At 54.5% G+C, this 23,666-nt stretch carries 25 protein-coding genes and 1 pseudogene; 10 read left to right on the top strand and 16 right to left on the bottom strand.

Going from position 1 to position 23,666, the window contains the following annotated elements:
* Window positions 1-175: 175 nt before the first annotated feature.
* A complete protein-coding gene (locus tag OC597_RS09155; protein ID WP_261256734.1) occupies window positions 176-781 on the bottom strand; it encodes a TetR/AcrR family transcriptional regulator in 606 nt (201 codons plus the stop codon).
* Between the two features lie 144 nt (window positions 782-925).
* Between OC597_RS09155 and OC597_RS09150 the strand changes: the two genes are divergently transcribed.
* The 6 genes and pseudogenes from OC597_RS09150 (at window position 926) to OC597_RS09125 (ending at window position 5,173) form a co-directional block, all read left to right on the top strand.
* A complete protein-coding gene (locus OC597_RS09150) occupies window positions 926-1,333 on the top strand; it encodes a RidA family protein (protein WP_099062908.1) in 408 nt (135 codons plus the stop codon).
* Between the two features lie 22 nt (window positions 1,334-1,355).
* A pseudogene (locus OC597_RS09145) lies at window positions 1,356-1,577 on the top strand (aldo/keto reductase); the annotation flags it as partial.
* 371 nt (window positions 1,578-1,948) lie between these two features.
* The gene (gene umuD / locus OC597_RS09140) at window positions 1,949-2,305 is read left to right on the top strand and encodes a translesion error-prone DNA polymerase V autoproteolytic subunit (protein ID WP_262208447.1); all 357 of its coding nucleotides are present in this window, start codon (window positions 1,949-1,951) and stop codon (window positions 2,303-2,305) included.
* A complete protein-coding gene (gene umuC, locus OC597_RS09135) occupies window positions 2,305-3,573 on the top strand; it encodes a translesion error-prone DNA polymerase V subunit UmuC (protein WP_262208433.1) in 1,269 nt (422 codons plus the stop codon). The genes umuD and umuC overlap by 1 nt, the downstream gene beginning before the upstream one ends.
* 127 nt (window positions 3,574-3,700) lie before the next feature.
* A complete protein-coding gene (gene ttcA, locus OC597_RS09130) occupies window positions 3,701-4,633 on the top strand; it encodes a tRNA 2-thiocytidine(32) synthetase TtcA (protein WP_262208432.1) in 933 nt (310 codons plus the stop codon).
* Window positions 4,634-4,774: 141 nt separating this feature from the next.
* On the top strand, window positions 4,775-5,173 hold the full coding sequence (locus tag OC597_RS09125; protein ID WP_261256725.1) for a VOC family protein: 399 nt from the start codon (window positions 4,775-4,777) through the stop codon (window positions 5,171-5,173).
* Between the two features lie 217 nt (window positions 5,174-5,390).
* Here OC597_RS09125 and zntB read toward each other — a convergent pair whose 3' ends face one another.
* A complete protein-coding gene (zntB, locus tag OC597_RS09120) occupies window positions 5,391-6,374 on the bottom strand; it encodes a zinc transporter ZntB (protein ID WP_261463444.1) in 984 nt (327 codons plus the stop codon).
* A gap of 145 nt (window positions 6,375-6,519) precedes the next feature.
* Here zntB and OC597_RS09115 point away from each other — a divergent pair, with 145 nt between their 5' ends.
* Window positions 6,520-7,596, top strand: coding sequence for a hypothetical protein (locus tag OC597_RS09115; RefSeq protein ID WP_261256722.1), 1,077 nt, complete (start codon window positions 6,520-6,522; stop codon window positions 7,594-7,596).
* A gap of 83 nt (window positions 7,597-7,679) precedes the next feature.
* Here OC597_RS09115 and OC597_RS09110 read toward each other — a convergent pair whose 3' ends face one another.
* The 3 genes from OC597_RS09110 to OC597_RS09100 all read right to left on the bottom strand — a co-directional run bounded on the left by OC597_RS09110 (window position 7,680) and on the right by OC597_RS09100 (window position 10,863).
* Window positions 7,680-9,314 (bottom strand): peptide ABC transporter substrate-binding protein, encoded by a 1,635-nt coding sequence (locus OC597_RS09110; protein ID WP_261256721.1) that lies wholly within the window; start codon window positions 9,312-9,314, stop codon window positions 7,680-7,682.
* A 162-nt stretch (window positions 9,315-9,476) separates the two neighbouring features.
* Complete coding sequence (locus OC597_RS09105) at window positions 9,477-9,827, bottom strand: hypothetical protein (protein WP_261256719.1); 351 nt, start codon at window positions 9,825-9,827, stop codon at window positions 9,477-9,479.
* 85 nt (window positions 9,828-9,912) lie between these two features.
* Complete coding sequence (locus OC597_RS09100; protein ID WP_261256716.1) at window positions 9,913-10,863, bottom strand: NADP-dependent oxidoreductase; 951 nt, start codon at window positions 10,861-10,863, stop codon at window positions 9,913-9,915.
* A 207-nt stretch (window positions 10,864-11,070) separates the two neighbouring features.
* Between OC597_RS09100 and mpaA the strand changes: the two genes are divergently transcribed.
* Window positions 11,071-11,778 (top strand): murein tripeptide amidase MpaA, encoded by a 708-nt coding sequence (gene mpaA, locus OC597_RS09095; RefSeq protein WP_099062898.1) that lies wholly within the window; start codon window positions 11,071-11,073, stop codon window positions 11,776-11,778.
* Here the strand turns inward: mpaA and ycjG are convergent.
* Entirely contained in the window at window positions 11,775-12,755 is a 981-nt protein-coding gene (gene ycjG, locus OC597_RS09090; RefSeq protein WP_261256714.1) for an L-Ala-D/L-Glu epimerase, read from the bottom strand. The two genes, mpaA and ycjG, sit on opposite strands and share 4 nt — an antisense overlap.
* 223 nt (window positions 12,756-12,978) lie before the next feature.
* Between ycjG and tpx the strand changes: the two genes are divergently transcribed.
* The gene (gene tpx / locus OC597_RS09085) at window positions 12,979-13,482 is read left to right on the top strand and encodes a thiol peroxidase (RefSeq protein WP_261256712.1); all 504 of its coding nucleotides are present in this window, start codon (window positions 12,979-12,981) and stop codon (window positions 13,480-13,482) included.
* 70 nt (window positions 13,483-13,552) lie between these two features.
* On the opposite strand, the gene tyrR is transcribed toward tpx, so the two are convergent.
* The 7 genes from tyrR to pspA all read right to left on the bottom strand — a co-directional run bounded on the left by tyrR (window position 13,553) and on the right by pspA (window position 19,562).
* A complete protein-coding gene (gene tyrR / locus OC597_RS09080; protein ID WP_261256709.1) occupies window positions 13,553-15,124 on the bottom strand; it encodes a transcriptional regulator TyrR in 1,572 nt (523 codons plus the stop codon).
* Window positions 15,125-15,453: 329 nt separating this feature from the next.
* Window positions 15,454-16,515: a YcjF family protein gene (locus tag OC597_RS09075; RefSeq protein WP_261256706.1), complete on the bottom strand. Its 1,062-nt coding sequence runs from the start codon at window positions 16,513-16,515 to the stop codon at window positions 15,454-15,456.
* Window positions 16,512-17,909 carry a YcjX family GTP-binding protein gene (locus tag OC597_RS09070; protein WP_207976562.1) on the bottom strand — a complete coding sequence of 466 codons (1,398 nt, stop codon included), beginning with the start codon at window positions 17,907-17,909 and terminating at the stop codon, window positions 16,512-16,514. The genes OC597_RS09075 and OC597_RS09070 overlap by 4 nt, the downstream gene beginning before the upstream one ends.
* Complete coding sequence (gene pspD, locus OC597_RS09065; RefSeq protein WP_099062892.1) at window positions 17,890-18,156, bottom strand: phage shock protein PspD; 267 nt, start codon at window positions 18,154-18,156, stop codon at window positions 17,890-17,892. The genes OC597_RS09070 and pspD overlap by 20 nt, the downstream gene beginning before the upstream one ends.
* 95 nt (window positions 18,157-18,251) lie before the next feature.
* A complete protein-coding gene (gene pspC / locus OC597_RS09060; protein WP_099062891.1) occupies window positions 18,252-18,611 on the bottom strand; it encodes an envelope stress response membrane protein PspC in 360 nt (119 codons plus the stop codon).
* A complete protein-coding gene (gene pspB, locus OC597_RS09055) occupies window positions 18,611-18,838 on the bottom strand; it encodes an envelope stress response membrane protein PspB (RefSeq protein WP_012145351.1) in 228 nt (75 codons plus the stop codon). The genes pspC and pspB overlap by 1 nt, the downstream gene beginning before the upstream one ends.
* A 58-nt stretch (window positions 18,839-18,896) precedes the next feature.
* A complete protein-coding gene (gene pspA, locus OC597_RS09050) occupies window positions 18,897-19,562 on the bottom strand; it encodes a phage shock protein PspA (protein WP_135316761.1) in 666 nt (221 codons plus the stop codon).
* A gap of 184 nt (window positions 19,563-19,746) precedes the next feature.
* Here pspA and pspF point away from each other — a divergent pair, with 184 nt between their 5' ends.
* Window positions 19,747-20,754, top strand: coding sequence for a phage shock protein operon transcriptional activator (gene pspF / locus OC597_RS09045; RefSeq protein ID WP_261284738.1), 1,008 nt, complete (start codon window positions 19,747-19,749; stop codon window positions 20,752-20,754).
* Window positions 20,755-20,947: 193 nt separating this feature from the next.
* Here the strand turns inward: pspF and zigA are convergent, their stop codons facing one another.
* Genes zigA through folE2 form a run of 3 tightly spaced genes read right to left on the bottom strand, consistent with a single transcriptional unit; the run spans window position 20,948 to window position 23,626 of the window.
* The gene (zigA, locus tag OC597_RS09040) at window positions 20,948-22,135 is read right to left on the bottom strand and encodes a zinc metallochaperone GTPase ZigA (RefSeq protein WP_262208426.1); all 1,188 of its coding nucleotides are present in this window, start codon (window positions 22,133-22,135) and stop codon (window positions 20,948-20,950) included.
* 11 nt (window positions 22,136-22,146) lie between these two features.
* Window positions 22,147-22,707, bottom strand: coding sequence for an LbetaH domain-containing protein (locus OC597_RS09035; RefSeq protein ID WP_262208425.1), 561 nt, complete (start codon window positions 22,705-22,707; stop codon window positions 22,147-22,149).
* The gene (gene folE2 / locus OC597_RS09030; RefSeq protein WP_261256697.1) at window positions 22,697-23,626 is read right to left on the bottom strand and encodes a GTP cyclohydrolase FolE2; all 930 of its coding nucleotides are present in this window, start codon (window positions 23,624-23,626) and stop codon (window positions 22,697-22,699) included. Before folE2 ends, OC597_RS09035 begins: the two co-directional genes overlap by 11 nt.
* Between the last annotated feature and the right edge of the window lie 40 nt (window positions 23,627-23,666).

Genomic DNA, 23,666 nt, shown 5'->3' with positions numbered 1-23,666 from the left:
CTTTCTGCTCTGGCGTGTAGTAAATGCGCGTTCTTCGTTTCATGGCAACGTCCCCCTTGATTAAGGATAGCGTTGCAGCGACCCGTTGAACTCACAGCACATGGCTGACTGTCAAATCAAATGCAATTACCTATATGAACTATAAGGTCTTGGCTCACTGCACCATATAAACGTCTCATCGCAGTTTATTGGAACTATTCCGTAAGCCGCTTGCCAGTTGAGTAAACACTTCAATAATTTTTGGCAGCGCCCGTTGCGGATCGTCGCTCGCAGCAATCCAAAGTGCGGAGTTCAGCGCGGCACTGTTTAACAGATGTGCAGCGGCATCCGCGTCAACCGATTTAAGTACGCCGCGTTCGATCAACTTTATGACGGTCTGGCGGGTGGATTCGAGGCAACTATTCTGGCTGGGCCATTGTGCCGGATCCCCAAGGAAAGCCGGACCATCAAGCAGAACGATGCGCCTTACTTCTGTGTCCAGCGCCATCTTAATGTAGGCAATCCCTTCAGCCAGCAGCCTTTCCCAGTCGTCACCGGCATTCGCGGCGGCGGCTTTGGCTCGTTGTGCCATTTCACCATCTACTTGAGCAACAACAGCGGCAAGCAGCCCCTTTTTATCACCAAAGTTGTGGTATAGCGCCCCACGTGTCAGGCCAACGCTGGCGGTTAATTCATCCATTGATACGGCAGCAAAACCCCTTTCGGCAAAGGATTTCCGCGCTGCCGTAATCAATTTAGCGCGGTTCTCTTCCATTGTTTCGGCGCGGCGTTTGACGGCCATACGATCTCCTTTTTGACATACGTAACGGATGTCATTTGACATACGCGGCGTATGTGTGATTAATTCAACATACGCCGCGTATATTAAATCAATTTTGCATATCACGCATCCTGCATCACACATTGACTTAAGAAAGGAAATTCCATGATTCAGCGTGAACCTATTTTTCCTGCCAACCGCCATGCTCTCTATGAAGAGCACGGTTATTCCGCCGCGATCCGTTCTGGCGATATGTTGTTCGTTTCCGGTCAGGTTGGCAGCCGCGCCGACGGTACGCCGGAGCCGGATTTTGCCGCGCAGGTGCAACTTGCGTTTGATAACCTGGCAGCGACTCTTGCAGCAGCGGGTTGTACGTTTGACGACCTGCTCGATGTCACCACCTTTCATACTGACCCGGAAAATCAGTTTCCGACGATCATGCAGGTGAAACAGTCCATTTTCCCGCAGCCCCCTTACCCGAACTGGACAGCCGTTGGCGTTACCTGGCTTGCGGGATTCGATTTTGAAATTAAGGTCATTGCCCGAATTCCAACATCAACCTCCGCAGGTTGACAGACCGTAATGTTATAACGGTGAAGTTAACCCCTTCAACCAGCAATTACACGCTGTACCGTGGATGCAAAGCTGTAGCATTCAGCCGGAAGCCTGGGCACCGTTTGCAGAAGGGAAAAATGGTCTGTTCCAGCATGCCGTGTTAACGGCGATTGGTCAGAAGTACGGCAAAAATGTGGGTCCGGTTGTCCTGCGGTGGATCTTCCAGTGTGGCATCATTTCACTGGCTAAATCGGTGCGAAAATATTCATTGTTTCAGCAGCCTGAGTCACCGGGTACTTAGGCTGAAGATCCAGATTGACGCACTCTTGTTTAAACTCATGAGTAAATGATTTTTTCGCATTCTCACCTCGTTAGCGTTGCTCATTATATCTCTAACAAAGTGTCCGGAATGATTAGACCATACAAGCTCCTGTGAACTAAATTTCCCCAAACTTCAAAACATTCGGAGCGCCGTCTAAAAACAGTCTTGATTCATTCCCTCACACCTATAATACTGTATATAAACACAGTCAATTAATAGGACAGTAAATCATGTATAAGGCTTCGAGCAGCACTACTGTGGTCAATCAAAAGCAGCTGTATTTTCTCCAGGATTGACAATATATGGCTAGAATGAGTGCATATGGGAATCCTGCGCAAGACTATATACACGCGAGGATCGACCTCAACGAATACTGCATTAGTCATCCGTCGGCCACCTACTTTTTGATCGCCTCAGGGGAAAGCATGATTGAAGCCGGGATCACCGACGGATCCCTGCTGGTTGTCGACCGAAGCATTGGTGCCTGTCACGGCGATATCGTGATCGCCAGCATCGCAGGCGAGTTCACGGTTAAACGTCTCTGCCTGCGTCCTGTCAAACAGCTTGAACCAATGAATCCAAACTTCCAGCCAATACCGCTGCGGGATGGCGGCGATGATCTGAACATCGTCGGCGTGGTGGTTTCAACCATCACCAGGCTGAAATAATGTACGCCCTGGCCGATGTAAACAGCTTCTATGCGAGCTGTGAAACGCTGTGGCGTCCGGATCTGCGTGGCCGACCGGTGGTTGTGCTGTCGAACAACGACGGTTGCGTGGTAGCACAGAGCAAAGAGGCAAAAGCTCTGGGCCTGAAAACAGGCGCGCCCTATTTCAAAATAAAGCGCGATTTTGAGCGTGCCGGCGGTATCGCATTCAGCAGCAACTACGAGCTGTATGCCGATATGTCGATGCGAGTGATGGCCGTGTTCGAAGAGATGGCACCACGGGTCGAAATTTACTCCATCGACGAAAGCTTCCTTGATCTTACCCGGGTACAAAACTGTGTCGATTTGGCAGCGTTCGGGCACCAGGTCCGGACCAAAGTGCTGCGTAATACCGGGCTTACCATAGGCGTGGGTATTGCCCAGACCAAAACCCTGGCAAAACTGGCGAACTTCGCGGCAAAAAAATGGGAGCAAACCCGCGGCGTGGTTGACCTTTCCAGCCTGGAACGGCAGCGAAAATTGATGTCCTTGGTGCAGGCAGAAGAAGTCTGGGGTATCGGACGACGTCTCACCAAAGAACTGCGGAATATGGGGATCGAAACCGCACTGCAGCTGGCAGATGCAAGCACCACAATGATCCGCAAGCATTTCAGCGTGGTGGTTGAACGCACGGTGCGTGAACTGCGTGGTGAACCCTGCTTGTCACTTGAGGAGTTTGCCCCCACCAAACAGCAAATCATTTGCAGCAGGTCATTCAGCGATCGCGTCACTGAGTACAATGATATGCATCAGGCTATCTGCATGCACGCTTCACGCGCGGCAGAAAAATTGCGTGAAGAGCACCAATATTGCCGGAATATCAATACATGGGTTAAAACCAGCCCCTTCTCAACCAACGAAAAGTATTACGGCAACACCGCGAGCATCAGACTCAGCACGCCGACGCAAGATACCCGCGACATCATCGCCGCCGCGATTCGATGCCTTGACAAGATTTGGCAGCCCGGCCATCGCTATCTAAAAGCCGGCGTTATGCTGCAGGACTTTTACTCGCAAGGCGTCGCTCAGTTGAACCTGTTCGACGAGTATCAGCCGCGCCCCAACAGTGAACGCTTGATGGCAGCCTTGGATCAGATCAATCAGTCCGGGCGCGCTGGAGTCTGGTTTGCCGGACAAGGCAATCAGCAGACCTGGTCGATGAAACGAGAGTTTCTCTCCCCCGCATACACCACACGGGTCAGCGATCTGCCGCGTGCTCGCGTGTATTGAGGTCGGCAAGGCGCCTTTGCGGCCATGAAATAAAGGAATAATGACCCAATCAGCCTATAGAATGCTAAACTCGCTGGCTAAAACTTCATGCCCATAGTGCCCCCAATTGAGAACGAGCACGATTTAAATGTCAGAACAACAAACAGTTAGTCAAAAAGAACAGTACAACCTGAACAAATTGCAAAAGCGTCTGCGTCGTAACGTGGGCCAGGCGATTGCCGATTTCAACATGATTGAAGAAGGCGACCGCATCATGGTGTGCCTGTCCGGCGGCAAAGACAGCTACACCATGCTGGAGGTTCTGCGCAACCTGCAGCAGAGCGCACCGGTCAATTTCTCACTGATTGCGGTCAACCTCGATCAGAAACAGCCTGGTTTCCCCGAGCATATCCTGCCTGCCTATCTGGAAAGCCTGGGTGTGGAATACAAGATCGTTGAGGAAAACACCTACAGCATCGTCAAGGACAAGATCCCGGAAGGCAAAACCACCTGCTCACTGTGTTCACGCCTGCGCCGCGGCATTCTTTACCGCACCGCTACCGAGCTGGGAGCCACCAAGATTGCCCTTGGCCACCACCGTGACGACATTCTGCAGACGTTGTTCCTCAACATGTTCTACGGCGGCAAACTGAAAGGCATGCCGCCTAAACTGATGAGTGACGATGGTAAACACGTGGTGATTCGCCCGCTGGCTTATTGCCGTGAAAAAGACATCGAGCGTTTCTCGGTCGCTAAAGGCTTCCCGATTATCCCGTGCAACCTGTGCGGTTCGCAGCCCAACCTGCAGCGCCAGGTGATTGGTGACATGCTGCGTGACTGGGATAAACGTTATCCGGGCCGCCTGGAAACCATGTTCAGCGCAATGCAAAACGTGGTGCCTTCGCACCTGAGTGACTACAACCTGTTTGATTTTAAGGGGATCCACCACGGTAGCGAAGTGGTTGACGGTGGCGATCTGGCCTTTGACCGTGAAGATCTTCCGATGCAGCCAGTCGGCTGGCAACCGGAAGACGCGGATGAAGCCGTCCCGGTCCGTTTAGACGTTCTCGAAATCAAATAAGCCGTTTTGCCGCCCGTTCTCCGCGGGCGGCTCTTTCCCTTCCTCTGTTGTCGATCCCGCTCGCAATTTCAGCAGAATTCATCGGACAGCGCCGTTTTTATCCTATACTGTGTTTTTATACAGTCACCCTGGAGATTACCGATGAACATCACTCCCTGCTTGTCTCACGTTTCTCTCGGCAGCAATAATTTTGACGCCGCAGCCGATTTTTACGATCGCACTCTCGCCGCACTAGGCTGTCGACGGGTGTTGGAACACCCTGGTGCCATTGGCTATGGGCGTGATTATCCGGAATTCTGGCTGCAAGTGCCAATTGACGGTAAACCGGCCACGAACGGCAATGGCCTGCACGTGGGGTTTTTCGCCACCAGTAAACAACAGGTTGATGATTTCTACCGCCAGGCGCTGCAGGCAGGGGCAACAGATGAAGGAGCACCCGGCTCACGGCCGCACTATGGTGAAGCCTATTATGGCTGCTTTGTTCGTGACCTGGATGGACATAAGATCGAGGCCAGTTTCTGGGATGAAAGTGCAGCCTGACGGGGTAAATTGCAGACAAAAAAATGCCGGTGATTAAACCGGCATCGTATGAATCAATGTGCTATGCAGTAATTCTAAATATAAGAAAGTAAGACAATTATGGAGCGCAACGCCCATCGCTTGACGTTGCATTCACCTGCGAGATAGATCATGCCCCATTTCCCCCCGGCAAAAGTTGATATCGCTCAATGTTAACCGGGTTATCGGCGCTTTTTGGCTACAACCAGCGACGCCGCTTCAGCCACCAGCCCAGGCCGAACACCAATCCGGTCAGCGTCAGGCAAAACGCAGCAAAACCGAAAGGATTGCCACCGCCAGGAATGCCGCCCAGGTTAACGCCGAATAACCCGGTCAAAAAGGTGGTAGGTAAAAATACCATCGCCAATAGCGACATGGTGTAGGTACGACGGTTCATGGCATCAGCCATCACGGTAGTGATTTCGTCAGAAAGGATCGCGGTGCGCGCAATGCTGCCATCCAGATCGTCCAGCCCACGCCCCAACCGATCGGCAATGTCCTGCATACGGCGACGGTCGTCATCATTCATCCAGGGCAAGCGATCGCTGGCCAGCCGGGAGAATACGTCACGCTGCGGCGCCATATAGCGACGCAGTACGATCAATTGTTTGCGGATCAGTGCCAACTGCCCGCGCTCAGGAACCTGTTGTTCCAGCAGCGAATCTTCCAGATCGATGATTTTGTCGTGCAGATCCTCGATAAACTCACTGGCGTGGTCGGTCAGTGCATCCGATATTTCCACCAGCCAGTTACCGCTGTTGGTCGGCCCGCTGCCAGTTTGCAGATCGTTCACTACCTGGTCGATGGAATACACCTTACGATGGCGGGTGGAAACAATCAGTTTATCGGTCATGTAGACACGGATAGTCACCAACTGATCCGGCCGCGAGTTGGCATTAAAATTAATGCTACGCAGCGTGACCATGGTTCCCTCGCCCACTTTACTGACGCGCGGTCGCGAACTCTCACCGGATAACGCCTCTCTTACCGCATCCGGCAGCAGCGATGTGGTGGCCAGCCATTCGGCGCTGGCGGGGTGTGCATAATCGAGATGCAGCCAGCAAGGCTCGTCACAGGTGACTTTATCATCGTCATCAATCGATGTTACGCCGCCCTTGCCATCGAGCTGGTAGGCATACACTGCGTCAGGAACCTGTAACTCGCGTCCCTCAATGACTTCCATTCCTCATCCCCTCTGCTGTTCAGTTATTCCAGAGTCTAGCGTTAATGGTAGGCGGATCAAAGATGAAGCCGTGCGAATGCTGCACCTGGAACGGCCTTATACGCTAACATGGATAAATAACGCACAATGCACGGCCGGACACCCGATGAAATCCACCTCGACATTCTTGTTAGCCTCCGTTTTGGCATTTGCTCCGGCGTCGTTTCATCCGCTGTTTGCCGCAGATAACTCACTCAACACTATCGCTGATGCATATCAGGTCAAATTGGGTGAGTCGGCAGGCAGCTTGCCTTACTTCGTAGCAAAATCCCATGGTCCCACACCACACAACGCGTTAATCGTGCTGCACGGACATCCCAGAGACGCGGGGAAAACCCTGGCTGCGGCGCTGAAAGCCGCTCAACTTGCTGCCAGAACTGAGGACACATTGTTAGTCGCCCCACTGTTCCCGGTTAGCGATGCGCAGGCCGTACATTGTCATTCATCTGGCGTTCCGCCAGCCCAGCCAGGTGATGCACTCTGGAGCTGCAGTTCCTGGATAGAAGGCGGTTTGGACCACCAGGGGAACACGACCTCATTTGCCGCTGTTGATCGGCTGATTGCCGAGCTGCAAGTAAAATGGCCAAAGCTACAGTCGGTCACCGTCGCCGGTTTCTCCGCCGGGGCGCAATTTGTGCAGCACTATGTCGGCTTTGCCCATCCGCCAGCCGGCGTGAAAATGCGTTATGTCATAGCCGACCCTGGCAGTTGGCTCTATTTTGATAGCCACCGGCCGCAGCCGATAAAAAATGCCCACCCCGCCGATTGGCGTGATTGCCAGCAACAGGGGAACTGCAGCTTTGACTGGGTTGAGGTTAACAGTGACGCCTGTCCGAAGGTCAATCATTGGAAATACGGTATTGAGGCCATTCCGGCCTTTCTCGATCAAAACCGTGAATCGGTGCGGCAACGTTATGCCACGGCCAATATCACCTATATTGAAGGCGAGAAAGATACCGGCAACGCGCCCGGCACTTTCTACAAAATTCTCGATAAGTCCTGCGCGGCGCAGGCCCAGGGCCCCTATCGGCTGCAACGTGGCCTGGCCTATGCTGCTTACGACCGGCGCTTTATTGCTCCGCACGCCAAACGTGATTTGCTGATCGTTCCCGGCTGTGCGCACGACGTAAGCTGTGTATTCCCTTCAACGACGGCGGGTGCTGCCTTGTTTGCTACCCCATAAATTACGCCATTCCTCTGCCATAAAAATAACAAACCCCGCAATCAGCGGGGCTTGAGGAAAACTTATGGGGATACCGCAACCTGTCAGTGTTTCAAAATATACATCGTCTGACTGTAAGCCACGTCTTCCGGATTGGTGATCGGATAACCTTTCACCCAGGGTTTGATCAATCGGCCATTGGTATACTGATAAATCGGTGCGATTGGCGCCTGATCGGCGATGATCTGCTCCAGCTTATTGTAATCCGTGGTCAGCGCCGCCGGATTGGTTTCATGGCTGGCCTGCGCCAACAGCTTGTCGTAATCCGCACTCTTGAACTTGGCGATATTGCCGCTGTGGGTTGAGCTTAACAACGACAGGAAGGTCGAGGCTTCATTGTAATCGCCAACCCAGGAAGCACGTACCACGTCGAAATTGCCGGTGTTACGACTATCGATGTAGGTTTTCCATTCCTGGTTTTGCAGCTTCACGTCGATGCCGAGCGTCTTCTTCCACATTGAAGCCACGGCAATGGCGATTTTCTGGTGGCTTTCCGAAGTGTTATACAACAACGTCAACTTCAGTGGATTGTTCGGACCATAACCGGCCGCCTGCATCAACGCCTTGGCCTGCGCATCCAGTTCCGCCTGCGGCTGTTGTTGCAACAGGCTCACCTCTGGCTTAAACCCGGCGGTGACGTCTGGTGTGAAATGGTAAGCCGGTTTTTCACCGGTGCCCAACACTTTCTCGGCGATAATTTTGCGATCAATAGCGTAAGACAATGCCTTACGTACCCGGACATCATTCGTCGGCGCACGTTGGGTGTTAAAGGCATAATAATAGGTCCCGAGCTGATCCGGGGTATAGACCTGGTCCGGAATGTCTTTCAACAGCTTTTGGTACATATTCTTCGGGAAGGACTCGGTGATATCGATATCGCCGGCCAGATAACGTTTGGTGGCGTTGGATTCCTGGTTGATCGGCACAAAGGTCACTTTGGTCAGCACCGTATGCGCATGGTCCCAATAGTGCTCGTTTGGCGTCAGCACCAGCTTCTCGTTGACCACCCGTTCCTGCAGTTTAAACGCGCCATTACCGACCAGATTGCCGACCTTGGTCCAGTCATTGCCAAATTTCTCCACCACTGCCTTGTTAACCGGGAACAGGCTGAAGTTGGCGGTCAGGCTGACAAAATACGGTACCGGTTTGTTCAACTGCACTTTAAAAGTGTAATCATCCAGCGCCGTGACGCCCAGCTTATCGGCGGGCAGCTTGCCAGTAACGATTTCATCCGCGTTTTGAATGCCGGCCAACTGGGCAAACCAGGCGAAAGGAGACAGATTTTTCGGCTCGACCAGCCGTTGCCAGCTATAAACAAAGTCTTTTGCCGTGACAGGGTCACCGTTAGACCAACGCGCATCTTTACGCAGAGTGAAAATATAGGTCTGGTTATCGGTGGTTTGCCAGCGGGTGGCCACGCCAGGGATCACCTTACCGTTGGCATCCTGATTCACCAGCCCTTCAAACAGATCGCGCGCCAATTGCGCTTCCGGCAAGCCTACCGCTTTGATCGGATCGAGTGAGGCCGGTTCATCTTTAATATGGCGAACAATCTCCTGCTTTTCCGCCAGCGTGGTACCTGGGGGAACCTGCGCTGCCATCGCGCTGCTCAACCCTGCGCCGATCGCCACGGCACACAACGCCAAACGAAAACCCTGTTGAATTTTTTTTCTCGTCATTCTGATTCATCCCCCGTTAACCATCTGAATTTTTTATCTTATAGCACAAGATTAGTCTCACCTAGAGTTCCAGGCGGACAAGATGTAAAAACTGGGGGCCAGGCAATAAAAAATGCCCGCACGACGATGTCGATACGGGCATTTCTCGCTTAACGAACGTGATTATTCGTAAAGGTGAATGCTATTGATGCGGTAGCTGAATTCCTCACCCTCTTCTTCATCAAAAATGGTGAAGAAACCTTTCTCGGCCAACGGCTTGGCATGGATATCGGTTTTCTGCATCTGACGTGACTCGGCATCGTCAAAACCATAGTCGAGATAGAAGCTGTTTTTCTGGTAGTCGACGTGCAGGGTAAACGGATAGTTGGACTCATCGCCACGCCCGTCATCGTTCTTCACCACGCCAAACCATTCACCCTGACGGATCTGGTTTTCCTCGTCCACACCGCACAGCAGCGTGATGGTATCCTTATCATTTTCGCTATAGCTGGCAACTATTCTGGCTACTGGCATGTTAAATCCCCTGTTGGGTAATTGGGTTAGCTTTGCCGATAGTATAACAACAGCGAACAAAATAGCTGGCGTGGTTTTATTGACTTCACCAATCAATATTCAGCACGGTTTTGCCGCGTGAGCCGCCAGCCTTGCTTTGCGCCAGCATTTCCGGTGCCTGTTTAATCGATACCAGACGTTCCACCGGCACCTGCAACTCCCCGCGCGCTACGCTCTGCAACAGTTGCTCCAGCTCATCCGCGCTGATCTGGGCCTCAAGGTTACCGCCGCGCAGGCCCTGTTGCTGCATCTGTTCTGGAACTGCCGACCAAATGGTGCTTAGCGCCACACCGCCCTTGAGCAGGATGGCCAGCAACGCGCTGAAAGCCTCGGCATTGCTGACCAGATCGATCATGCCGTCAATGCCCTGCGGATATTGTTGCTGCACCTGCTGCAGCACGGGTGCCCGGTGATGATCAATCACCTTCTCAGCCCCCAGTTCACGCAATGCGGCCTCGGCATCAGCCCCGCCGGTAGCAATCACTTTCAGCCCTTGACGTTTGGCCAGTTGGATAACGAAACGCCCAACCCCCCCGGTCGCCCCCACCACCAGCAGCGTCGCACCCGCGGGCAGTTGCAACTTTTCAACCAGTTTTAGCGCGGTACCGGCGGCAATCGGCATTGCCGCCGCCTTGGTCAAACTCACCTCATCAGGTACCTTTGCCAGCACCGCACGTTGATCAATCGCCGCATACTGGGCGTAGCTACCGACACCGACCATGCCGAACATAAACTTGCCTGCTACCCGCTCATTGACGCTGAATCCGGTAACATCATCAGCAATGGCCTCAATCACGCCAGCACCGTCAGTACCGATCACCAAAGGGAAAACATGCGGCAATTTTCCTTCCAGCATGCCGTCAGCTATCCGCCAGTCAACCGGGTTCAGCCCGGCAGCGGCCATTTTGACCAGTATTTGTCCGGGCTGTAGCGAAGGTTTGGCGATCTCTACCTGTTCTGGCGTAGCACCTAGCTGTTTGACTGCAATGGCTTTCATGATGAGCTCCAATTATTTGTTCACGATAGAGCCAGTGTAGCGAACCGGAGATCGTCTGCCAGCCATCAATAATCGGATTCACTGTTCAATAATTTAGGACAATCAATTTTGTTATCAGGTGAGAAATTGCTCTGGGAAAGTTAAGCGAAAGCGTAATACACTGAATAAAATGATAATCACTCTCGACCTTTAAATCAGGGAACCATCATGATCCAGCATCGACCGCGCAGTGACCGTGGCCAATTGGCCGTTGCAGGAGAGAATTACGGCAGTTCGCTGTTGGGCGCGCCGCTACTTTATTTTCCGGCAGCCGTCAGTGGCCCGGAAACCGGGCTGATTATTGCCGGCACCCACGGTGACGAAAGCGCCGCTATCGTTACCCTGTCCTGCGCATTACGCAGCATCGCACCCAATCAGTTGCGTCACCATGTGGTGCTGGCGGTCAATCCCGACGGCTGCCAGCTAGGGCTGCGTGCCAATGCCAACGGGGTCGATCTGAACCGTAACTTCCCGGCGGCCAACTGGCGCTCCGGTGATACGGTTTACCGTTGGAACAGTGCGGCGGAGGCTCGGGATGTTAAACTCTCGACCGGCGGCCGCCCCGGATCCGAACCGGAAACCCAGGCGCTATGCCATCTGATCCACCGGTTGAAACCGCACTGGGTGGTGTCGTTCCACGAGCCTCTGGCCTGTATTGAAGACCCGGCCAGTTCCCAGCTCGGCGTTTGGCTTTCGCATAAATTTGCCTTGCCGCTGGTCACCAGCGTCGGTTATGAAACACCGGGGTCATTCGGCAGTTGGTGCGCCGATTTGTCACTGCCCTGCATTACTGCGGAATTCCCCCCTATCTCGGCCGATGCCGCCAGCGAAAACTACCTGGACGCGATGGTAGAGTTACTGACTTACCCGGGTTAAATCGGTTGTGGGGCGAGATTAATCGCCCCACATTCAAACGCCAGCCCTGGTTCAGCGTCATTCGCCAGCCAGGTTGGGCCGTCCAAATCGACAAATCGCGCGCCCGGTGCCAGCGGCAATGCGGCATTGATCGCCCGCGAAGTGCAAAGCATACAGCCGAGCATGATGGCGAAGCCCTGTTCCCGTGCCGCCTCAGCCAGCGCCAGCCCCTCTGTCAGGCCGCCAGTTTTATCCAGCTTGATGTTAACCATCTGATAACGACCGGCCAGCTTGAGCAAGTCACCCCGGGTATGGCAGCTTTCATCTGCACAAATGGGCAACGGGTGAATAAAGTTTTCCAGTGCGCTGTCATCCGTCGCCGGCAGCGGTTGCTCCAGCATCGCCACGCCCAGATCGGCCAACAGCTGGCAGCGCGCCGCCAACCCTTCCGCCTGCCAGGACTCATTGGCATCGACAATTAACGTGGTATCCGGCACCGCCGCGCGGATCGCCACCAGTCGTTCGCTGATCAGATGGTTATCCAGTTTGATTTTCAGCAACCGCGCCCCTTGCTGTTCAAGTTCACGCGCGGCGAAAGCCATGGCTTCCGGCGAACCGATGCTGACAGTTTGCGCCATCAAAATACGCTCCGGCTCTGCGACACCGCTACGCTGCCAACGGTTCTGCCCACTCAGTTGACACTCTAAATCCCACAACGCGGAATCCACGGCGTTACGAGCAGCACCAGCCGGCATTAGCTGCTGCAGTTGCTCACGCGTCACCCCCTGCTCGACAGTCGGTGCCACCTCAGCCAGCAATTCCATCACCGACGCCTCACTTTCACCGTAACGCGGATAAGGTGTGCATTCACCGATACCCCGTACGCCCTGCTGTTCAATTTCTACCACCACGACTTTGGCTTCGGTACGGCTGCCGCGGGCAATAACAAAAGCAGTATGCAACGGCCAGGCTTCTGGATAAAAACGCATGCTTCTCATAACGGCTCCTGAGCAGAAATTACGCATAAAATCGGACGAATGCGCGGGTGATTTTTTGGACACACTCTAATATATACAACTATTTAGCAAACTTTATCTATTCAACCCACAATTGTTGACATAAACTGATGCCAGGGTGTGAACCTAATGTTAAAGGCGGCCGAAAGGCCCTTTAATTAGGCTCATGCCCTTTGTATAAACACCTGTAAAAGGAATCAAGCTAATGACTCAGACAGTACATTTTCAAGGTAACCCGGTTAGCGTTGCAGGCCACCTGCCACAGGCTGGCGAACAAGCCAAAGCCTTCTCGCTGGTTGCCAAAGACCTGTCAGACGTAGCGCTGAGCAGCTTCGCCGGTCAACGCAAAGTTCTGAACATTTTCCCAAGTATTGATACCGGCGTTTGCGCGACCTCAGTACGTACATTCAACCAACTGGCCAGCGGCCTGGATAACACCGTAGTGCTGTGCATCTCGGCTGACCTGCCGTTCGCACAGTCACGCTTCTGCGGTGCAGAAGGCCTGGACAATGTGGTAACCCTGTCCACTCTGCGCGGCGCAGAATTCAAACAGGCTTACGGTGTGGAAATCGCTGAAGGCCCATTGGCAGGTTTGACTGCGCGTGCGGTTGTGGTGCTGGATGGCCAGGACAACGTGCTGTACAGCGAACTGGTGAATGAAATCACCGAAGAGCCGAACTACGATGCGGCGCTGGCTGCGCTGAAGTAATACCAAGAGGCCGACGAATGCCGGCCTCTGAGAGTTAAATGTAGAAACGGGCGCTTATGCGCCCGTTTTTTTATTCTTCGTTTTCGCCGGTAGGCTTACGGCTGCTGAGGCCATATTCCCGCAACTTATTGGCAATCGCGGTATGTGAAACCCCCAGGCGTTTCGCCAGTTTTCGCGTACTTGGGTAAGTACGGTACAACCGTGTCAGCACCGAGCGCTCGAATCGCTTGCTGATATCGTCAAGCGAGCCGTCCATCACCTCATCGCCGAGTGACATTTCAACTTCAAACTCCGGCAGTACGATGTCCTGCGGGCGCAGTTCGAAGCCTTCTGTTTGCGTCAGCGCACGGTAAATGGCGTTCTTCAACTGTCGCACGTTGCCCGGCCAACCGTATTTGCTGAGGAAACTGCCCAGATCGTTCGCCAGCTTCGGCCGCGCGACACCCTGCTCATCGGCAAAGCGCGCCACAAACAGTTCGGTCAGCGGCATGATGTCCTGCGGACGCTCACGCAGCGGCGGAATAGTGATGGTCAGCACGTTAAGGCGATAGTAGAGATCTTCACGGAACTCACCACGTTGCACCAGTTCGGTCAGGTTTTTCTGCGTCGCGCAAATCACCCGCACATCCACATGGACTTCGTGTTCTTCACCCACGCGACGGAAGGTGCCATCATTAATAAAACGCAGCAATTTGGTCTGCATGCGCGGTGACATCTCACCAATCTCATCCAGCAATACCGAACCGCCATGTGCCTGCTCGAAGAAGCCCTTCTTGCCTTCCAGCGCATTCGGATAGGCGCCAGGCGCATGGCCGAACAGCTCACTTTCCGCTACATCATCCGGTAATGCCGCACAGTTCAGCGCCAGGAACGGCTGCTTGCCACGCGGGCTGCGCAGATGGCAGGCCCGGGCCAGAATATCTTTGCCGGTACCGGTGTCGCCGACAATTAACAGCGGCGCATCCAGCATCGCCAGCTTGCGTGCCTGCTCCAGCACGTGGCGCATTTTTGGGCTGGCGGCAACGATATGATCAAACTCGGTGTCATCGTTCACCGACAGATTCTGTAACTGACGTCCCATACGGGCCGTAGATTTCAGCATCACTACCGCGCCTACGGTGGCATTCTGCTGGTTCTCGTCTTCCAGATAGATTGGCGTGATATCCATCAGGAAGTCCTGACTGCGGATCACCACCCGTTCAGATTGCGGCGTCGTCTGCTCGCTCTCCAGCCAGCGGTTGAAGTTATAGCCGCCAATCAGCGCAGTAGCCGTCTGGTTACGGATTTTGTCTTCGCTGAACCCAAACAGCGCCTGCGCCGCCGGGTTGGCCAGTTCGACTTTGCCCTTCATATCGATCGAGAACACCGGTTCCGGCATCGACTCCAACAGCGCGCGCAGTGCACGGTGTTCGCGTTCAGACGGCATGAAATTCACTGTGCGTACATCGGTCACGCCGGCAATGCGGCGGATTTCCGCCATCAGCGCGCGGAAGGTGTCGAAATCCAGCTGGGAAAAATTAAGGTAAATGCGGCCGATGGGATCGATTTCGATGCCACGTAAATCTATGCTGCGCAATACCAAAAGATCGAGTAACTCTCGAGTCAGACCGAGCCGGTCTTCGCAAAAAACTTCCAAACGCATCAGTATTGGCCTTATCTCTGCAGGTGCGGGGATGACTGATAACGATGATACTCTCTCACCCCGAGCGGTAGAAGCAATCTGTCAGCAAAAGTTGACAGAACTCTGATTTATCGCTGTTGTTGATGATTTTAAACGCAAGTGAATAACACCATCGGCCTCATTTTAGCTTATCTGTAGAGAGTTATCACAACTGCCAATAAATTTGCAGATAAATATAATGCATTTACAGGGTGATCGTCTTTCGTCAAGCGGGGGTTACGTATTGGCGTTAGCGGGGAATGATTGCTGCAAGAATGAACAGCGGCGCCCGGGTGGACGCCGCTGGCAAATTATTTGGCTTTGTTATCGCTCTTTTTCAGGGTGTCTTTCAATTGGCCGATCAGTTGGCTGCGGAAATCACCCAGCTTCGGTTTTTCCCCCTCCAGCCAGGGCAGCGGACGACACAGCTCCATTGCCTTGATGCCGAGTCTGGCGGTCAGCAAACCGGCACCAATACCCTGCGCCGCTCGGGCGGACAATCGGGCGGCGAGGTCTTGTGACATCCAGTCCATTCCCACTTCGCGCACCAGTTCGGATGCACCGGCAAAAGCAATGTTCAACAGCACCAGACGGAACAAGCGCAAACGGCTGAAGTAACCCAGTTCGATACCATACAGCGCCGCGATGCGGTTGATCAGCCGAATATTACGCCAGGCGATAAACGCCATATCCACCACCGCCAGCGGGCTGACGGCGATCATTAACGTAGATTCTGCGGCTGAACGGCTGATTTCACGCCGCGCCTGATTATCCAATACCGGCTGCACCAGCTTGGCGTACAGCGCCACTACCTCACGATCGTTCTGGGTTTCATGCAGCGAAGCCTGCCAGCGTTGCAATGCCGGATGTCCCTGATCGAGCCCGGCCTGGCGCGCCAGCTTCTCACAAAACTCACGCCCTTTACCCAATCCATGACTGTGCAACAGCTCGCGTGCCACATCTCGCTCTTCTGCCCGTTGACGCAAGCGATACAGCCGACGCCATTCGGTCACCACCGAGCCCACTCCGGCAAAGACAATCAAACCGCCAGCAACACCGCCACCCATGGCAATCCAATCCTGTTGCACCCAGGCGGTATGTACCCATTGCACGCCCTGTGCCACCACACTGACGCCGAACAACGTCAGCCCGGCGGTGACCATTTTTCGCCACAGGCTGCGCTTGGGTTTCAGCGCCGCATTGATAATGCCTTCGGCGCGCCCTTCTTCCTCTTCCTGCTCCAGCTCCGGTGCCGCCGGGAAAAAACTTTCCGCCTGCTGTTCATCGAAGGCCACATTGGCGCGTAACACAGGCTCCTGCGGTGGCTGCAACGGCTGTTCGAAATCGATACGCGGTTTTATCGGCTCGCTCATCGCAATTTATCTCCCAGTAAAAACTCCATCACCGCATCCAGACGGATATGCGGCAATGGGCTATCCACACTCATCGCGCGGGGGCGAAACTGATCAAAATGGAAGCCCTGGTTTTGCCAGAACGTCGGCCCCGGTAAACGCGCCGGCACTTCGCCGGGGAATACGGTCAGCGGCGCTCCGTCGTTCAGGCGATTGCCTTTCAACGCTGGGATCCGCTGCCCCTGATGGTCAACGATACCGCTCTCGGTAGCCTGCACCGAAGCCAGCCCGACGCAGTCCATGCTGATGCCCTCAAACGCCGCGTTCTGCCACGCTTCCTGCACCAGCTGTTGCAGCAACGACACCAGATTGGCGTGCTGATCGGCAGTGATGTGATCGGCCTTGGTGGCGGCAAACATCAGTTTATCAATGGTCGGCGAAAATAACCGGCGAAACAGCGTGCGCTTACCGTAGTGGAAACTCTGCATCAGTTGGGTCAGCGCCAGCCGCATGTCGTTGAACGCCTGCGGACCACTGTTAAGCGGCTGCAGACAATCCACCAGTACAATCTGACGATCGAAGCGGACGAAATGCTCTTTATAAAAGTTTTTGACGATGGTCTGGCAGTAATAGTTGAACCGCGCACGCAGCATGCCGATATTGCTGTGTTTATCCGCCTGTGCCAGCCTGGATTCACCGAGACTGTCGACATTGGGCCAGGGGAAGAACTGCAATGCCGGTGCACCGGCCAGATCGCCCGGCAGCACGAAGCGGCCCGGCTGAATAAAATGCAGCCCTTCACTTTTGCAACGCAGCAGGTAATCGGTATAAGCCTGGGCGATGGCCGCCAGCTTGTTTTCATCGGCCGGAGCCAGCGGATCGCAGCTTTTACACAGTTCCAGCCAGGGCTTGGCCCACTCGGCGCGATCGCCCTGCAGCAGTCCCGCCATTTGCCGTGACCAGGCCAGATAGTCCTGTTCCAGCATCGGCAAGTCCAACAACCATTCACCAGGGTAATCTACAATCTCCAGATACAGCGTTGAAGTGTCTTTGAAGTGACGCAACAATGAGTCGTTGGAACGGTAACGCAACGCCAGGCGAATTTCGCTGACGCCACGCGTCGGGGTCGGCCAGCTCGGCGGGGTGCCATAAAGCTGTGCCAGCCCTTCATCATAGGTAAAACGCTGAATGCCGAGATCGCGTTGCGGAATGCGCTTCACACCCAGCAGACGCTCTTCACGCACCGGCGAGAACAGCGGCATACGTGCACCACTGTGAACGTGCAGCAATTGGTTGACGAAAGCGGTGATAAAGGCGGTTTTGCCGCTGCGGCTCAGGCCAGTCACCGCCAGACGCAGATGGCGATCCATCCCGCGGTTGACCAGCGACGTTAACTCATTTTGCAGTCGTTTCATTGTTCTCCTTGGCATAACGCCCAAATACCTTGTTCAGGCCTTTGCGGAACAGCGGTTCCAGCACCAGCGCCAGGACAAAGCGAATCGGTTTGCGGCCCACGGTGCGCAGCAGCCAACCGGCCGCCCCTGCCGGGCCGTAATTCAGTAACGCTATGATGATGACTTTAGACAATGTCTTCAACATTGTACCGGCTCCTTGTTTAAATCCACCGGATTTAACGGCGTTTACGGCATAGGTTTTTTTCATTATCAATGCCCTCCGGCACAATTTTGTTCAAAAGGATGATGTCAGTTGCAATGCCTGACCTGCGCCACGCGCAGGCCATTGCACTCAAGGCGGGGTTATAACTTGCGGAAACGACTCTGTACGCCGAAGGTATCCGACGTGACATAACGCTCAACCTGCCGCAGTTGCTGTTCGCCACTGCCCAGCTCATACTCTAATTGGTCGAGCAACTGGCGCGGTGTTTTTTGCTGTTCGCCGTCAAAACGGCTGGCCGGTGCTTCATCCAACACGAACACCAGGGCGAAATAGGCGATCAGGGTGAAGAAGAACAGTCCGAAGAACATCGACAGCACCACGATCACTCGGATCAGGCGCACCGGCACGTCAAAATAATGGGCCAGACCGGCGCAGACGCCCTTCAGCATGCCTTCTTCAGGGACGCGATAAAGCTTTTTACTGCCCAGAGTGTTGTTCATCAAGACTGTCTCCAGTTCGGGTGTTCTGCATCGAGGATCTCTTCCAGCGCCTGAATGCGTTCACGCATGCGCTTGGCATCTTCCGCCAACTGCGCCAGACGCTGCATTTCCTGATGGCTCAGTTGAATGCCGTTTTGTTGCCGATTGCTGTAATGCAGCCAAAGCCAAATCGGTGCGACAAACAACACAAAGATTGTCAACGGAATGGCAAGTAATAGAGCACTCATTTCTTTTCCTTCTCAATGCGTCTTGGTGAGCGGCCACATCACCGTGGCCGCTGTCGCCTTACTCAGAACGGTTCATTTTAGCTTTCAGCGCCGCCAGTTGCTCACTGATGGCATCGTCGGCTTTCAGTTCGGCAAACTCTTGATCCAGAGACTTCTTTTTGCCGATGATGACGCTTTCCGCCTCGGCTTCCATATGGTCGATGCGACGTTCGAACTGCTCGAAACGTGCCATCGCCTCATCCAGTTTGCCGCTGTCGAGCTGACGGCGCACGTCACGTGAAGACGACGCCGCCTGGTGACGCAATGTCAGCGCCTGCTGGCGAGCGCGGGTTTCGGTCAGCTTGTTCTCCAACTCGCCGATTTCGCTTTTCATGCGCGCCAACGTTTCTTCTACGGTAGACACTTCATGAGTCAGCGTAGCAATCAGGTCGGCCACTTTTTGTTTTTCGATCAGTGCCGCACGGGCCAGATCTTCTTTTTCTTTGCGCAGCGCCAGTTCGGCTTTGTCCTGCCAATCGCTAAGCTGGTTTTCACCCTGCTCAATGCGGCGCAGCAACTGTTTTTTCTCCGCCAGCGCTCGCGCTGAGGTAGAACGCACTTCAACCAGCGTGTCTTCCATCTCCTGGATCATCAAACGCACCAGCTTTTGCGGATCTTCCGCCTTATCCAGCAGCGTATTGATGTTGGCGTTCACGATGTCGGCAAAACGAGAAAAAATACCCATAATTCACTTCCTCTTGGTTCTGATGGCGTCTGAAGCGCCGCGTTAGGTCATACAGATTTCCCTAAGACTTAATCAAAACCCGTGCCAACTTTTATTCCATTGAATAACAACAACTATTTATTTTTGACTCTCTGCGGGCTTGCTGTAGAGTGATTATTTTCACCAAACATTGGCGAATTTCATCATGAGCGAACAGTTAGAAAACCTGCTGGGCGAAGCAAATGCCTTTGTCGAAGTCTTGGAGCAAGTCTCGCAACTGGCAAAGTTGAACAAGCCGGTGTTGGTGATCGGCGAGCGTGGTACCGGTAAAGAGTTAATTGCCCACCGTCTGCATTACCTTTCCAACCGTTGGCAGGGGCCGTTTATCTCGCTTAACTGCGCGGCGCTGAACGAAAACCTGCTGGATTCCGAGCTGTTCGGCCACGAGGCCGGTGCCTTTACTGGTGCGCAGAAACGTCATCTTGGTCGCTTTGAACGTGCCGACGGCGGCACTTTGTTTCTCGATGAGCTGGCCACCGCCCCAATGCTGGTACAGGAGAAACTGCTGCGGGTAATTGAATACGGTCACCTGGAACGCGTTGGCGGTAGCCAGCCGCTGCAGGTTGATGTCCGGCTGGTGTGCGCTACCAATGACGACCTGCCTGCACTGGCGGCGGCGGGTAAATTCCGCGCCGACTTGCTCGACCGGCTGGCATTCGACGTGGTGCAGTTGCCACCGCTGCGCCAGCGGCAGCAAGACATCATGTTGCTGGCCGAACACTTTGCGATTCAGATGTGTCGCGAGCTGTCGCTGTCGCTGTTCCCCGGCTTTACCGAGCGTGCCAGAGACACCCTGCTCGGCTATCACTGGCCGGGCAACGTGCGTGAACTGAAAAACGTGGTGGAGCGTTCGGTGTATCGGCACGGTACCAGTGACAGCGCGTTGGATGAAATCATCATCAATCCGTTCGCCCAACGGGAAACCCTGCCATTGCCCACCGAACGCGAGACAGGTGATGAACGTCCCACACTGCCGCTGGATTTGAAAACTTGGCAGTTGGCGCAGGAAAAATCTCTGATTGAAGCGGCGCTGCAACAGGGAAGATTTAATCAGCGTAAGGCGGCGGAGCTGCTGGGGCTGACCTATCACCAGTTGCGCGGCATGCTGAAAAAGCACGCACTGTTGCAAAATGGCGAGGCAGAAGAAGAATAACAGGCAAAAAAAAAGCCAGCACCCGAGCTGGCTTAAAAAACACTGGAAGCAATGTGAGCAATGTCGTGCCTTTCACAGCAGAGCCACAAGCTGTGGCCTTCCGTGAACTGCCAGGTGATGATAATAGTTCTCAGTATCACCTGTAAAGCACTTTGTTGAGAATTTTTCTCATTACCACACTGTCATTGTGCAATTACCACTCAGGGAAGGGGTCGGCCATCTCATGCCAATAGTCCACACCGGCCGCCATCTCCTCGTCGTTCAGCAGGCAGGCATCCAGCAAACGCGTGATTTCGGCCTGCTGCAGATTTTGACCGATAAACACCAGTTCCTGACGCATATCACCAAAAGGCTCGACCCATTTTTCCCTAATCTGCGCCTGGGTCTCTTCATCCTGCGGCCAGTTATCTTGCGCAATAGCGCGCCAGAAGGTGCCCGCCAGACCATAATGAGCGATGCCACCGGCCTGGCTCCATTGCCCAGCCTGACGTGGACGCGTCGCCAGCCAATAGAAGCCTTTGGATCGCAGCAGCTTGCCACCGCCCCAGTCGCCATTGATCACCCGATAGAATTTATCCGGTGCAAAGGGTCGCCGCGCCTGATAGACAAAACTGCTGATGCCGTAGTTTTCCGTTTCCGGCAGGTGCTCGCCACGCAGCTCTTTCAGCCAACCCGGTGCCTGCTGCGCTTTGTCAAAGCTGAAGCTGCCGGTGTTCAACACCGCCTCCAGTGGCAATTTACCGGGGGAGATGGCGATAATATTGGCATCCGGATTCAGGCTGGCGAGCAGCGCCATCACTTCGCCCTGCTGTTCCGCAGTCAGCAGGTCGGTTTTACTCACCAGCATCACGTCACAGAACTCAATCTGTTCGATCAGCAGATCGGCCACGCTGCGCAAATCATCTTCGCCCAGGCTTTGCCCCGCTTCCTGCAGCGACTGTGCCTGCTGGTACTGCTGGATAAAGTTAACCCCGTCTACTACCGTGACCAGGGTATCCAGGCGGGCGAAGTGCGACAGGCTTTCCCCCTGCTCATCCTCAAAAGTGAAGGTCTCCGCTACCGGTAAGGGTTCGGAGATGCCACTGGACTCGATCAGCAGATAATCAAACCGGCTGGCCTGCGCCAGTTCACGCACCGAAATCAACAGATCTTCACGCAGCGTGCAGCAGATGCAGCCATTGCTCATCTCCACCAGCTTTTCCTGTTGGCGATCGAGCTGGACTTCATTCTCGACCAGCGCGACATCGATGTTTACTTCGCTCATGTCGTTGACGATCACCGCCACGCGCATGCCCTGGCGGTTATTCAGAATATGGTTCAACACCGTGGTTTTACCGGCGCCGAGAAAGCCGGAAAGCACGGTTACGGGTAATGGATTCATGGAGTCCTCACTCAAAACTCATTGCGTAATGCCTGGTAGCCGCGCACCAGTTCGATGTTGGTGGCGGCCACCTCTTCAGAAAATTGCAGCGCGCCGCGATCGACCTGCGAGTAAAGCGACAGGTCACTGTCGGCGCCGACGCGTTCGGTTGACGGGATGTACAGGTTTTCCGGCAGCGCCACACCATCCACCACCGCGTTGTAGCGCACTACGCAGCCGGAGCCGATGTGGCAATTGAACAGCACGCTGTTGAAGCCAATAAATACCCGATCTTCAATGCGGCACGGGCCGTGGACGATGGCGCGATGAGCGATAGAGCTGAAGCGGCCGATGGTGACCGCCGCACCGCTTTTCGAGTGGATCACCACGCCGTCCTGAATATTGGAGTGGGAACCGATAATGATCGGCTCCATGTCCCCGGCCGCATTCAGCTCATCCGCGCGGATCACCGCGTACGGCCCAACGTAGACAAAGTCTTCGACAATCACCCGGCCACAGATAATGGCGGTGGGATCGATATAGGCTTTCGGCGAGACCTGAGGCAGGTGGCCACTGGGGTTTTTACGCAGCATGCTCGGCCTCCTGCCAGCTCAATTCCGCCACGGCATTGTGGGCGTGCAGGCTTTCCTGATGCTCCACCCGCAACGAAAACGCACGGTGGTTGCACTGACTACGTAGCATCCGATACAGGCGGCGTGCGGCATCCTCACAGAACATCAGGTTCTGGCCGTTAGCCAGGGCAAATGCCTGCTCGTCCTGACGTTTCACCAGCGTTTGTAGAGGTGTACCCAGCGCATGCTCGATGCGATCGATTAAATTGACCACCGGCAAGGCGGCTTCACCCTCATTCAGCGTGACCGTCACCCAGGCCCAACTGCGCTGACTGTGCGGCGTGGCAGGCATGCCCTGTTCGCCCAGCCAGTCAATCACCTGCTGTTGATCGACTTTCTCGGGGGAGTGTTCGAAATCAAACTGAAATTGCTGCTGCGCCAGTTGACGGCTAAGCGCCGCCGAACTCGGACAGGTGGAGGAATAAGGCACGCCGACCGTCAGGGACAGGGTCAGTTCGCTGGTCAGCGTGGCGTCAATTTTCAATGGGTAAGCTTTCCAGCCACGATAAGGCGACAGCAACGCCGGGCGCGACAGCAGCAGTTCGCCGCTGATACTCAGGTTGGCGCGGTCACTGTTCTCTGGCTGTGACGCCAGAAAGGCCTGCAGTTGATCGCTAATACGCTGCGGCGTCAGTTCGCCCTGGGTTAATTCATCCAACGCCAGGTAGAGGCGCGACATATGTATCCCGCGCGCACCCTGGCGACTGGCTCGCAGATTGATCCCGGCATTGACCTTTGCCATCAGCGGCTTGCCTGCCAATTCCAGCGGCAGAGCGATCCCTTGCATCCCTACCCAATCGAGCCCAACCTCGCTCATTGCGCCCTGCCAGGCCTGCGCATCCGGCAGCGGTTGGCGTGGTGGAAGTGCAACCATGTTCATACATCCCCTTGCGATTATCAGTACATTGCCAGAGAACGGT

The organism is Serratia proteamaculans (assembly GCF_946227095.1).
Taxonomy (GTDB): Bacteria; Pseudomonadota; Gammaproteobacteria; order Enterobacterales; family Enterobacteriaceae; genus Serratia; species Serratia proteamaculans_E.
Note: the sequence above shows the minus strand (reverse complement) of the source record. Positions and strands in the feature narration are given on the sequence as shown.